We start from the raw sequence: 12,330 nt of genomic DNA, 5'->3' as shown, positions 1-12,330 counted from the left end.
ATCACGGTGTCGGGGACGGGGCGGGGGAACGTGGCTCAAACGTCAGCGGCGCAGCAGCGGGCGCAGCATGAACGCCAGCGCCAGGAGCGATCCGGCGACCAGGCCCGACCACAGCAGGATCGCGCGCGGGGTGCTGAACAGGTCGATGCGCTCGGGCGCGGGAGGCGCCTGGGCGTCGGTGCGGGTCTCGGCGACGGTCGTCTCGATCCTTCCCTGCCGTCCGGGCTTCAGCTCGCGGGTGAGCGCGTCGTGGGCCTGCACCACACCGGCTCCGGTCCACGGGTTCGCGACCGCACCGTCCTCGCCCTGCACCGGGCCGTCGCCCTCGGTGGTGGCCTGCAGGCGGGCGACGAGCTGCTGCGGGGTCTCGCGGGGGAAGCGCTCGCGCAGCAGCGCGATGATGCCGCTGACCTCCGCCGCCGACCACGACGTCGCGACCTCCACGACGTCGCACGCCTGCCCGGACGCGTTGAGCGAGATCGCGCCGAGCGTGGGCGCGGCGACGTCGGTGTCGAGGTTGGGCAGGACGTAGGTGCCCGGGTCCTCGAAGCCCGGCGGGACCGCGCTCACGGCCAGCACGCCGGGGTAGTCGGCGGGGTAGACGTCGGCGTCGTTGCCCGGCGTGCCCTTGAAGGACTCGTCGTCGGAGCCGTCGCCCTCCTCGGCGTTGCCGGCCGCGGCCACCACGACGAGCGGCAGCTCGACGAGCCGCGCGACCGCGGCCTCGAGCCTCGGGTCCGACTGGTTCACGGCGAGGGAGATGTTGACGACGTCGAACTGCTGCGTGCGGTGGTCGGCGATGACGGCCTCGATGCCGGCGACGATCCCGGCCGACGTCACCTGCTTCTCCCCTTCGGCGATGTCGGCGACCTCGGTGTCGTAGACCTTGTAGTCGAAGACCTGCGCGTCGGGGGCGACGCCGCGCGGACCGGCGATCAGGCCCGCGACGATCGTGCCGTGGCCGGACAGGATGCCCGTCGCAGACGCTCCGCCGACCGCGACGGCCGTCGGGCGGTCGATGCCCGGCAGCGGCATGACGCCGCTGTCGATGACCGCGACCTTCACGCCGCGACCGGTGGCGAGCTCCTGCGCCTGCTCGACGTGCATCCGCTCGAAGGCCGGGTTGTCCCTGCTGTGCGTGTCGGCGAGCTGCTCCGAGCCCGGCACCTCACCGACCGAGCACGGCGCGTCGTGCTCCGCGGAGGCAGGGGTCGCCCACAGCGGCACGACCCCCGCGGCGACCAGACCGGCCGCCAGCGTCGTACGCAGTCGTGCGCGGCTCACGAGCCGCTGTCCTCTTCCGCGGCGGCGGGCGCCGCGTTGTCGGGCAGCCGTCGGGCCCGGTTGGTCGACAACGGCACGCCGGGCTCGAAGAACTCCAGCCAGGTGCTGGGCACGAGCGGCGGGTCGACCTCGGCGTAGCCGATGAAGTCCGGCACCTGCGAACCGAGGAGGGCGTACTTCTCGCCCTTGGTGTCGATGACGTAGGGAGTGCCGGCGTCGGCCGCGGCCTCGGAGCCGGACTGGACGTAGGCCCCCGCGCTGGGCGCGACGTCGACCTCGTGGCGCCCCGACGAGACCTCGCTCGGGTCGGCCGCACCGGTCGGGTTGGTCGCCAGGCTGACGGCCGGGTCGGCGCCCTCTGCGGGGTGCAGGACGCCGCACAGCGCGCCTTCGCGCACCGCGACGGGGAGCGCGGTCGGCCACTCGGCGGGGTACTTCGTGGACCCGAACGAGGCGACGAGGTCCTCGCTGACCGGGGTGGCGGCGCGGCCGACGACGTCGTAGACCATGCCGGCGAACGGCGAGAGCTCCTCCGGAGCCTCGTCGCCGAGCAGGTAGTACCGCCCGGTGTCAGCGAGCAGCAGGTCGCCGATGCGGTAGCGGGAGAGGTCGGTGCGGCTGTCGCCGTAGGGCACCTGCTCACCGCGCTGCGTGACGCCGAAGGCGTCCTCCTCCAGCGCGTCGCGCTCGGGGAAGAGGTTGAGCCAGTCGACGTCGACCTCGACGGGGGTGGCGCCGAAGCCGATGCGGTTGCCGACGGTGGAGGCGGAGGTCTGGTTGGCCGGCATCGGGAAGCGGTAGGCGCGCTCCTGCTGGTTGCCCACCGCCGGCGCCGTGGCGATGAGCCACTGCTCGCCCTCGTGGGACACCAGGAACGCCGAGCCGGTGAGGTCCTCGACCGTCGGGGTCTGCTGGACGGCGACCTTGATGCCGACCTCGGAGCCGGTGCACGCGGTCCAGCCGTCGTCCACCAGCTCGCCCGCCGACGGCAGACCCGCCGGGGCACCCTCGATGCCGAGGTCCTCGCCGAGCTGCACGGTGCGGATGTACTTGTCGCGCACGGTGTAGGGCGTCAGCTCGGCGTCCTCGAGCAGCAGCTGCGCCGAGACGTAGTTGGGGACGCGCTGGAGCAGCGGGTCGTCGCCGCCGCGCAGCACGACGTACTGCTCGCCGGTGTCCTTGGAGATGATGAAGCTGCCCTCGTCGAGCCACTGGGCCGGCGGGCGGCCGAGCAGGAAGCCCGCGATCGCAGCACCGGCGAGCAGCAGCACCGACAGCGCGACGCCGCCGATGAGCACCCGGCCGGGACGCACCGGCTCGACCTCACGGCCGCCCGGGGCGCCGGAGACGAACGCGGTGACCAGGCGGCGGCGGCTGAAGGCGTGGGCCTCGACGAGGTCCTTCTTGGTGGCCATCTGTTCCCAGCCCGCCTCAGCCCGCCACAGCGGCGACGAAGCCCGCCGCGAGCACCATCAGCGGGAGCAGCGCGAGCAGGGTCACCATCTCGACCACGTCGCCCATCCGGCCGCGCCGCACCGACGGCGAGGCCGGCACCAGGGTCAGCGCCAGCAGGACGGCGCCGACACCGGCGAGCCCGATGGCCGCACCGGCGCGCCAGCCGTCGTGGATGAGCAGCATCGACACCGCCACCGACACCAGGCCCAGGATCCCGGACGTGAGGCCGGCGAGGACCTCGGCGCCGGTGCGGTACTGGCGGGTGCGGAACATGACGGCCAGGCAGCACACGGCCGCCAGCACCGTGCCGTAGGCGCCGCGGCCCACCGCGAACGGCGCGAAGAGGACCAGCAGGGTGCCGACCGTCGCAGAGACGGCCAGCAGGATCTCGTGCCCGACGCGGGCGTCGCCCGCCACCTCGTCGGGGTCGATCTCCTCGGGGTCGGCAGTGATGTCGTGCAGCGAGTAGAGCTGGTCGACCTTGGTGCCGGTGACCCCGAGCGCGAGCCACGGGAAGATGCTCCCCGCGAGCACCACGAGCGTCAGGAGCACGGTGAAGACGACGTCGGGCTCGAGCGAGGCGACCCGGATCAGCACCGAGCTGGCGACCAGCACCGCGCCCACCACGATGGCCGGGATGACCAGCGGACGGCCGTCCTGCAAGCCGACGACGGCGACCAGACCGGCGGCGAGGACGCCGAGCCCGGCGAAGAGCAGCGGGTCGGAGAAGAAGGTGTCGGCGAGGGGCCACTCCCAGCCCGGCAGCTCGCCGGGGGCGAGCAGGAGGCCGGCCACGCCGGCGTACAGGGCGGCGAGGAGGGAGACGACCACGCCGGCCTCGGGCTCCTCCTGGGCCCGGGCCAGGACGATGCCGCCCACGACGAGGAGGCCGGCGATCACCGCCGCGGCGACGCCGCCGAGCAGGCTCTCGCCCCGCAGCAGCAGCGCGAGCGCGCCGAGGCCGAGCAGGATGCTGCCCGCGCCCAGCGCCGTACGCCGTCCGGCCGAAGGCTCCCACGGCTGGAGCTCGTTCTCCACCACGTCGGCCATCGCCTCGACCACGTCGTCGTAGACGCGCGGCGCCCTGTCGTCGACGCCGGCGGTGACCGTCAGCAGGCCGCCGTCCTCGATGCCCTGCATCGTGAGGCCGGCGTTGTTGACCAGGATCCGGCCCTCCTGGGTCACCAGGCGGTAGCCGCCGTAGACGGTGGAGGCGTCGAGCAGGCCCACCGAGCGGGCGAGCTCGGGCACCAGCTCGGCGACGGGGATCGAACCCGGCAGCACCAGATCGACGCGCCGGGACCCCGATGCGATGGTCACCCGGACCAGGCCCGAGGCGACCGAGGACCCCTGACTCATTGGTGTTTCCCCCTGGTTGTGCTTCACGTGCGCCGACGCGGCCGGGCACCGAACGGAGTGCAGCCTAGGCGAATTCCCCCTGGCGGCGGCCGACGGCTCCGGCCCGACGTGCCGGAGCCGGGCAGAAGACGGCGCGAGGCCGGTCGTCCCCGTGGGGACGACCGGCCTCGGATCAGGCGTGGTGCGAGGCGCTCAGAAGCGGTTGGCGCCCCGGGCGTCGGCCGCCTTGTACTCGGCGTTGGACGCGTCGACGCCCTGGCTGGCCTGCTGGAGCAGCAGGGTCATCTCGGTCATCGCCTGGTCCCACTTCGCCTTGGCCTGGTCGTACGCCATCTTGGCGTTACCGTTCCAGTCCGACTTGAGGGGGTTCAGCTCGTTCTCGAGCTGGTCGAGGCGCGCCTCGATGTCCTTGGCGGCCTTCATGACGTCGGCGGCACCGGCGTCGAGCGACCCGTGCTGGACCTTGATTCCGTCGAAGCTCATCATCGATCTCCTAAGTCTGTGAGGGGCTCGGCGTCAGCCGAGGCGGCCCTGGAGGTTGGCGTGGGTGGCGGACTGGCTCTCGTCGGTCGAGACGTTGTCGCGCTCGGTCTCCTTCATCGACGCGGAGAGCTGGTCGAGGGCCTTGAGGATCGTCTCCTGCTTCTGGTCCCACGCGATCATGAGGTTGTTGAACGCGGTGGCGCCCTGGCCGCCCCATCCACCCATCATCGTCTGGATGTTGCCGGAGAGCACGCCGCACTTGTTCTTGACGTCACCGCGGGCCTGGTCGACGAAGTCGGCGCCCTTGGAGAGGGCCTTCTCTGTCTGGCCGTACATCTCGCTCATGAAAGATCCTTCTCCCTCGGCGGTCGAACCGACCGAGTTTCTGTGTGTTGGTGATCCACTGGTGGTGATCCGGTGCTCGGGGAGACGTCCCGGCCCCCCGCGCTGACGTGCATCTACCCGACCGGATTCGGGCTAAACATCAGGACGTCATTTCCCACAGGCGCCGGAAGACGCCGGCCGCGACGACCGCCGAGGCGAAGGCGAGGCTGCCGCACAGCGACTCCGCGACCTCGGCCCGACGCGACCACCAGACCGAGCGCCAGCCGCGTCCCGTCGCGATGGCCGCGGCGAGCGCGATCGCCCCGAGCGCGACCGCGACGTAGAAGAAGGTGTCGAGGTGGGAGGCGCCGGGTCCTGCGACGAGGTGCACCGCCAGGGAGACCAGCGCGCCGAGCCCGGCCAGGCGCAGCAGCGCCCGCGCGGCGGCGTGGCGGTAGGAGCGCGCGGCGAGCAGCAGCGAGCAGCCGGCGAAGAACACCAGGCAGCGGGCGCCGATGCGGTCGAGGTCGATGGTGGCGCTGCGCAGCAGCAGCGGGCTGGCGACCACGACCGTGACGAGGATCGCCGCCGAGGCGCCGGTGACGATCCGCGAGGCCCGGTGGACCAGGCGCTCCATCGCGTCGGCGGCCACCACGATGCGGCCCCGTCGGCCCGTGCGCTGGGAGTCGCGCGCCGACCAGGCCGTGACGGCGAGCCGGTCGAGGTCGAGCAACGCCTCGTCGGGGACGTCGATGGCCAGCGACGGCGCGAACCGCGCCGCCATCATCGAGCCGAAGACCAGCAGCGTCCAGGCGACGCGGGCGTCCCAGCCCATCAGCGCCGGCAGCGCGCAGCAGGCGAAGACGGTGAGCCCAGAGACGATCCACACCGTGCCGATCTCGTCGCCGCCGTCGACCGACAGCGCCCGGCCGATGCCGGCCACCACCGCGGCCGCGATACCGGCCGCGCCGAGGATCGCGGGCAGCAGGTGCAGGCCCGGCTCGTAGAGGGCCGCGAAGGCGGCGGCCGCAGCGAAGGCGGGTGCGGCCGCCGCGCGCTGGCGGGTGTGCCGGCCGACCGGCAGCGCGCCCACGAGCGCACACACGAGCAGGATCCCCACCGTGACGGTGCGGACGGCGTCCTCCCCGGCGCGGGCGGCGTACCACCCGGCGAGGGCGGCCACGAGGGACGCGACGCTGGCGATCATCGACGCCAGGGCCGGGCTCTCGGGTGCGTTCTTGGCCGCCTCGAGCAGCGTGGCCTTGCGGGGGCGGTGCACGCCGGTCGTCGCGACCAGCACGTCGCCGGACTGCACCCCGACCTCGGCCAGCGGCACTGCCGCGTTGAGCCGCTCCCCGAGCGCGGTCTGCAGCAGCGGGATCCCGGAGACGACGCCGGCGGCCTCCGCCTGCCTGGCGTACTCGCGCGCGACGTCGACGGACGTGGCTCCGGCAGGCACGACGAGGTCCAGCACCCCGGCAGGGCCGTGGATGCTCACGGCGATGGTCGCGTCAGCAGAGCTGGGCATCGCAACGTCCGACACGAAATCCCCCTTCTCGTGCATCGGGCGGGCGCTTCTCGGCAGCAGGGTAGTCGCGCCCGTGCCGGAGCACACCTATCATCGTCGCGACTTCAACGGGTGAGGCAACGGGGGACGCGTGAGCACGACACTGCGGGGCGGCCAGAGGCTCGACGAGCCCGAGATGCCGGGCGGTCAGATCGTGCTCCAGCCCCCGCCGGAGCTGCAGGAGGGCGAGGGCGCCGGCGGCGTGCTGATGAACGCCATCCCGATGCTCGGCAGCCTCGGCTCGATCGTGCTCGTCGCCACGATGGGCGGCGGCGGCAACCGCACCCGCAGCTTCCTCGCCGCCGGCATGTTCCTCTTCGCCACGCTCGGCTTCATCATCGTGCAGATCGACCGGCAGCGGAAGCAGCGCGCACAGCAGGTCACCGGTTCGCGCACCGAGTACCTCCGCTACCTCGGCAACATCCGCAAGGTGGCCCGCGAGGCGGCCGACCAGCAGCGCCGCGCGCTCAACTGGCACCACCCCGAGCCGTCCGCGCTGCCGGCCCTGGCCGAGGACCGCACCCGGCTGTGGGAGCACACCGCCTCCGACGACAACTTCCTCCACGTCCGCTACGGCCTGTGCTCGCAGCCGTTGTCGCTGGAGCTGGTGCCGCCGGAGAGCGCACCCGTCGACCAGGTCGACCCGGCTGCCGCGTCCGCGCTCCACCGCCTGCTGGTGGTGCACCGGCTCCAGCCCAACCTGCCGGCCTCGATCGACCTGCGCGCCTTCGACCGCATCGAGCTGTGCGGCGACGCCGAGGAGGTCCGCTCGACCGCCCGGGCGATGATCTGCTCGGCGACCGCCTTCCAGAACCCCGACCAGCTGATCGTCGCGGTGCTCAGCTCGGAGCAGAACCTCACGCACTGGGACTGGGTCAAGTGGCTCCCCCACGCCCAGAGCACCCGCGAGGCCGACGCGGTCGGGCCGATGCGCCTGGTCTCGACGTCCCTCGACGACCTCGGCAACCTGCTGCCCCCCGACCTCAGCGACCGGCCCCGCTTCGGCGCCGACGAGCGGGCCGCGACGCCCCACATCCTGCTGGTCATCGACGGCGGCCACCTGCCGCCCGGCAACCACATCGTGCCGCCCGACGGCCTGCACGGCGTGACGCTGCTCGACCTGCCGAGCCGCTGGGACGAGCTCGAGGACTCGACGCGGCTGCGGCTGGAGTTCGCCGACGGCCCCGACGAGCTCGGCAAGCGCCCGGTCAGCGCGCTGCGGCTGCGCGGCGAGCCCGTGCGGGCGCTGGCCGACCAGTGCGACATCGCCACCGCGGAGGCGTACGCCCGTCGCATCGCGCCGCTGAAGACCGCGAGCGCCGAGTCGTCCTCGGCCGGCGGCGCCGTCGACATCACCTCCACGACCCCCGACCACATGGACCTGCTCGGGCTCGGCGACATCTTCGCCTACGACCCCGCCACCGCGTGGCGGCCGCGACCGGCCCGCGACCGGCTGCGGGTGCCGATCGGCATCGGCGACTCCGGCGGCCTGATCCACCTCGACATCAAGGAGTCCGCCCAGCAGGGCATGGGCCCGCACGGCCTGGTGATCGGCGCGACCGGGTCCGGCAAGTCGGAGTTCCTGCGCACGCTGGTGCTCGGGCTGGTGATGACGCACTCCTCGGAGCAGCTCAACCTCGTGCTCGTCGACTTCAAGGGCGGCGCGACCTTCGCCGGCATGGCCGACATGCCGCACGTCTCAGCCGTCATCACCAACCTCGCCAACGAGCTCACCCTCGTCGACCGCATGCAGGACGCGCTCTCCGGCGAGATGACGCGTCGCCAGGAGCTGCTGCGCGACGCCGGCAACTACGCCTCGGTCCGCGACTACGAGAAGGCCCGCGCCAACGGCGAGCCGCTCGAGCCGATGCCGTCGCTGTTCATCGTCGTCGACGAGTTCTCCGAGATGCTCTCGGCCAAGCCCGAGTTCATCGACCTCTTCGTCGCCATCGGCCGTCTCGGCCGCTCGCTCGGCCTGCACCTGCTGCTCGCCTCGCAGCGCCTCGAGGAGGGTCGCCTGCGCGGCCTGGAGTCGCACCTGTCCTACCGCGTCGGCCTGCGCACCTTCTCCGCCGGCGAGTCCCGCGCGGTCCTCGGCGTGCCCGACGCCTACGAGCTCCCGGCCGTCCCGGGCCTGGGCTACCTCAAGCCCGACCAGTCCACGCTGCTGCGGTTCAAGGCGGCGTACGTCTCGGGGCCGCCGTCGAGCCGCACCCGCGTCACCCGCGACGAGGGCGGCGCCATCCGCGGGATCCTGCCCTTCACGATCTCCGAGGTGCAGGCGCTCGAGCCGGTCGCCGACGACGACGCCGACGTCGCCACGCCGCAGCCGCAGCAGGGGCAGGGCGAGCAGCCCTCGCTGCTCGACATCGCCGTGACCCGGATGATCGGCAAGGGCCCCGAGGCGCACCAGGTGTGGCTGCCGCCGCTCGACGTGCCCGACACCCTCGACGAGCTCATGCCCGACCTCGTCGAGCACCCCGACCTGGGCCTGACCTCACCCCAGTGGCGCGACGTCCCCGGCCTGGTGATCCCGCTCGGCACCGTCGACCGTCCCCGTGAGCAGCGCCGCGACACGATGACGCTGAACCTCACCGGCGCCGCCGGCCACGTCGCCGTCGTCGGGGGGCCACGCTCGGGCAAGAGCACGCTGCTGCGCAGCATCGTCACGAGCATGGCGCTGGTGACCACCCCGATGGAGTCGCAGTTCTTCGTGCTCGACTTCGGCGGCGGCACGTTCGCGCCGCTGACCCGCCTGCCGCACGTCTCGGGCGTCGCGACGCGCTCCGAGCCCGACGTCGTACGCCGTGTGATGGCCGAGGTCGAGGGCATCGTCGACCGCCGCGAGGCCTACTTCCGCACCAATGGCATCGACTCCATCGAGACCTACCGCTCGCGTCGCGCCCAGGGTCGCGTCGACGACGGCTGGGGCGACGTCTTCCTCGTCATCGACGGCTGGAGCACGCTGCGCGCGGAGTTCGACGACCTCGAGATGGAGATCCAGCAGCTGGCCGCCCGCGGCCTGACCTTCGGCCTCCACATCGTCACCGCCTCCACCCGCTGGGCCGACTACCGCGCCGCGATGCGCGACGTCTTCGGCTCCAAGCTCGAGCTGCGCCTCGGCGACCCGCTCGACTCGGAGGTCGACCGCAAGGTCGCCGCGCTCGTGCCCGTCGGTCGTCCCGGCCGCGGCCTGGTGCCGTCGAAGCTGCACTTCCTCGGTGCGCTGCCGCGCATCGACGGCGACGGCAGCGCCGACACGCTCGGCGACGGCGTCGACGACCTGATCGACAAGATGGCCGCCGCGTGGAAGGGCCCCGAGGGCCCCAAGCTGCGCCTGCTGCCCGAGAGGGTCACGCTGGAGGCGATCCGTGAGGACGCGGTGCGCCGCCAGCTGCCCGAGCGCCAGATCCTGCTCGGCATCAACGAGAAGGAGCTCGCCCCGGTCGGCCTCGACGTCGACGCCGAGCCGCACATGCTGATCTTCGGCGACGGCCAGTCGGGCAAGAGCGCGCTGCTGCGGGCGTACGTCCACGAGGTCATGCGCACGCGCACGCCCAAGGAGGCGCAGATCGTCCTCGTCGACTACCGGCGCTCGCTGCTCGGCGAGGTCCCCGACGAGTACCTGCTCAACTACCTCACCTCCGCGACCCAGGCCACGCCGACGCTGAAGGACATCGCGAGCTATCTCGAGGGGCGCATCCCCGGTCCCGACGTGACGCCCGACCAGCTGCGCAGCCGGTCGTGGTGGACCGGCGCGGAGGTCTTCGTGGTCGTCGACGACTACGACCTCGTCGCGACCCAGCAGTCCTCGCCCGTCTCCTCGCTGCAGCCGCTGATGGCGCAGGCCCGAGACGTCGGCCTCCACGTGGTGGTGGCACGGCGTACGGGCGGTGCGTCCCGCGCGCTCTACGAGCCGGTCATCCAGTCGCTCCGCGACCTCGCGATGCCGGGCGTGATGCTCTCCGGACCGCGCGACGAGGGCGTGCTGATCGGCAACCTGCGACCGCAGCCCGCGCCCGAGGGCCGCGCGCGCGTCGTCACCCGCGACGGCGGCACGCAGACGACCCAGCTGGCCTGGCTCGACCCGACGATGTGAGACCCGCCCTCGCCTGTGCGTCATACGAAGGCGCACCCATGGGTGCATGTGCGTATGACGATGGCGGCCCGGCCCCTGGGAAGCGTCATACCCAAGCGAACGGATGAGTGCGGGTTCGTCTGACGCACGCCCGGGGCAGCCGCGCCGACGCCAGCCTCAGCGGCGACCGGAGCCGAACATCCCCCGCGCGATCTCGCGCGCGGCTGTGCGCATGAAGTCCTTGAACACCGGCGACTTCACGACGCTCTCCACCATGGAGTCCTCCTCCGGCGCAGGCTTCGAGGACTTCTTGGTCACCCGCTCGTTGCGCTGCTCGCGAGCCATCTCCTCCACGCGGGCGTCCTCGGCCGCCTTGCGCGCGCCCTCCTCGAGCTTCTTGGCGAGCAGCTCGCGCGCGGACTCGCGGTCGATCGCCTCGGCGTACTTCGGGGCGAGGGGGGAGGCCGCCACCGCAGCCTCCATCGCGGAGGTCTCGGCGGCGTCCATCAGCGACTCGGGCGCGCGCAGCCGCGTCCAGGCGACCGGCGTCGGGGCGCCGCGCTCGTTCATGACGGTCACGACGGCCTCGCCGATGCCGAGCGAGGTGATGACCTCGCCGAGGTCGTCGTAGGCGCTGTTGGGATAGGTGTTGACGGTCGCCTTCAGGGCCTTCGCGTCGTTGGGCGTGTGCGCCCGGAGCTGGTGCTGCACGCGGGAGCCGAGCTGGGCGAGCACCTCGTCGGGGACGTCGGTCGGCGACTGCGTCACGAAGAAGACACCGACCCCCTTCGACCGGATCAGCCGCACCGTCTGGGCGATCTGGTCGAGGAAGGCGTCGGAGGCGTCGTTGAAGAGCAGGTGCGCCTCGTCGAAGAAGAAGACCAGCTTGGGCTGGTCGAGGTCGCCCTCCTCGGGGAGGTCGTGGAAGAGGTCGGCGAGCAGCCACATCAGGAAGGTCGAGAAGACCGCGGGCCGGTCCTGGAGGTTCGGCAGCTCGAGCAGGCTGATGACACCGCGACCGTCGTCGGTGGTGCGCAGGAACTCCTTGGTCTCGAACTCCGGCTCGCCGAAGAACACGTCGGCGCCCTGGGCCTCGAAGGAGACCAGCTCGCGCAGGATCACGCCGGCGGTCTGCGGAGAGAGCCCGCCGATGGTCTTGAGCTCGGCCTTCCCGGCCGGGTCGCCGGTGAGGTACTGCAGGACCGCGCGCAGGTCGGCGAGGTCGAGCAGCGGCAGGCCGTGGGAGTCGCAGTAGTAGAAGACGAGCCCGAGGGAGGACTCCTGCGTCTCGTTGAGGCCGAGCACCTTGGCCAGGAGGGTCGGGCCGAAGGCACTCATCGTGACCCGCACGGGTACGCCGACGCCCTGGCCGCCGATGGCGTAGAACTCGGTCGGGAAGCCCGTCGCCGTCCACTGCTGGCCCACGCTTGCCGTACGCGCGGTGAGCTTCTCGCTGCTCTCGCCCGGCTGGCTGAGCCCGGACAGGTCGCCCTTGATGTCGGCGGCGAAGACCGGCACGCCGTGGGCGCTGAGCTGCTCGGCCAGCAGCTGGAGGGTCTTCGTCTTGCCGGTGCCGGTCGCCCCGGCCACCAGGCCGTGCCGGTTGAGCATCGCGAGCGGGATCCGGATCGGCACGTCGGCGAGGGTCTCCGCGTCGAGCATCAGGCCGCCGAGCTCGAGTGCCGGGCCCTCGAAGTCGTAGCCCGGCGCGACGGCGGCCGAGATCGGGTCGACGGGAGCCTGCGGCGCTGCCTCGGGAGTCTCACTCATGGCGCGAGCC

General features: G+C 72.6%; 8 protein-coding genes. 1 reads left to right on the top strand and 7 read right to left on the bottom strand.

Going from position 1 to position 12,330, the window contains the following annotated elements; genetic code table 11:
- Positions 1–42: 42 nt before the first annotated feature.
- From CFI00_RS01685 to CFI00_RS01660, 6 genes are all read right to left on the bottom strand, one after another.
- Positions 43–1,284: a S8 family serine peptidase gene (locus CFI00_RS01685; protein ID WP_207083583.1), complete on the bottom strand. Its 1,242-nt coding sequence runs from the start codon at positions 1,282–1,284 to the stop codon at positions 43–45.
- On the bottom strand, positions 1,281–2,699 hold the full coding sequence (locus tag CFI00_RS01680; RefSeq protein WP_207083582.1) for a type VII secretion protein EccB: 1,419 nt from the start codon (positions 2,697–2,699) through the stop codon (positions 1,281–1,283). Before CFI00_RS01680 ends, CFI00_RS01685 begins: the two co-directional genes overlap by 4 nt.
- A gap of 16 nt (positions 2,700–2,715) precedes the next feature.
- A complete protein-coding gene (gene eccD / locus CFI00_RS01675; protein ID WP_207083581.1) occupies positions 2,716–4,098 on the bottom strand; it encodes a type VII secretion integral membrane protein EccD in 1,383 nt (460 codons plus the stop codon).
- Between the two features lie 192 nt (positions 4,099–4,290).
- Positions 4,291–4,581, bottom strand: a complete 291-nt coding sequence (locus CFI00_RS01670) for a WXG100 family type VII secretion target (RefSeq protein WP_207083580.1) — start codon at positions 4,579–4,581, stop codon at positions 4,291–4,293.
- A 33-nt stretch (positions 4,582–4,614) separates the two neighbouring features.
- Positions 4,615–4,926, bottom strand: coding sequence for a WXG100 family type VII secretion target (locus tag CFI00_RS01665; RefSeq protein ID WP_207083579.1), 312 nt, complete (start codon positions 4,924–4,926; stop codon positions 4,615–4,617).
- A gap of 139 nt (positions 4,927–5,065) precedes the next feature.
- On the bottom strand, positions 5,066–6,433 hold the full coding sequence (locus tag CFI00_RS01660; RefSeq protein WP_207083578.1) for a hypothetical protein: 1,368 nt from the start codon (positions 6,431–6,433) through the stop codon (positions 5,066–5,068).
- A gap of 130 nt (positions 6,434–6,563) precedes the next feature.
- On the opposite strand from CFI00_RS01660, the gene eccCa reads away from it, so the two are divergent.
- The gene (eccCa, locus tag CFI00_RS01655) at positions 6,564–10,571 is read left to right on the top strand and encodes a type VII secretion protein EccCa (protein WP_242532631.1); all 4,008 of its coding nucleotides are present in this window, start codon (positions 6,564–6,566) and stop codon (positions 10,569–10,571) included.
- 156 nt (positions 10,572–10,727) lie between these two features.
- On the opposite strand, the gene CFI00_RS01650 is transcribed toward eccCa, so the two are convergent.
- A complete protein-coding gene (locus CFI00_RS01650; RefSeq protein WP_207083577.1) occupies positions 10,728–12,320 on the bottom strand; it encodes a helicase HerA-like domain-containing protein in 1,593 nt (530 codons plus the stop codon).
- Between the last annotated feature and the right edge of the window lie 10 nt (positions 12,321–12,330).

It is taken from the genome of Nocardioides sp. S5 (assembly GCF_017310035.1).
Classification (GTDB): domain Bacteria; phylum Actinomycetota; class Actinomycetes; order Propionibacteriales; family Nocardioidaceae; genus Nocardioides.
This window is presented reverse-complemented; position numbering and strand designations above follow the sequence as displayed.

Bases quoted from the DNA above. Each gene is read 5' to 3' on its own strand.
- CFI00_RS01680 (WP_207083582.1), bottom strand. From the start codon at position 2,699: ATGGCCACCAAGAAGGACCTCGTCGAGGCCCACGCCTTCAGCCGCCGC.
- eccD (WP_207083581.1), bottom strand. From the start codon at position 4,098: ATGAGTCAGGGGTCCTCGGTCGCCTCGGGCCTGGTCCGGGTGACCATC.
- CFI00_RS01670 (WP_207083580.1), bottom strand. From the start codon at position 4,581: ATGAGCTTCGACGGAATCAAGGTCCAGCACGGGTCGCTCGACGCCGGT.
- CFI00_RS01665 (WP_207083579.1), bottom strand. From the start codon at position 4,926: ATGAGCGAGATGTACGGCCAGACAGAGAAGGCCCTCTCCAAGGGCGCC.
- CFI00_RS01660 (WP_207083578.1), bottom strand. From the start codon at position 6,433: ATGCCCAGCTCTGCTGACGCGACCATCGCCGTGAGCATCCACGGCCCT.
- CFI00_RS01650 (WP_207083577.1), bottom strand. From the start codon at position 12,320: ATGAGTGAGACTCCCGAGGCAGCGCCGCAGGCTCCCGTCGACCCGATC.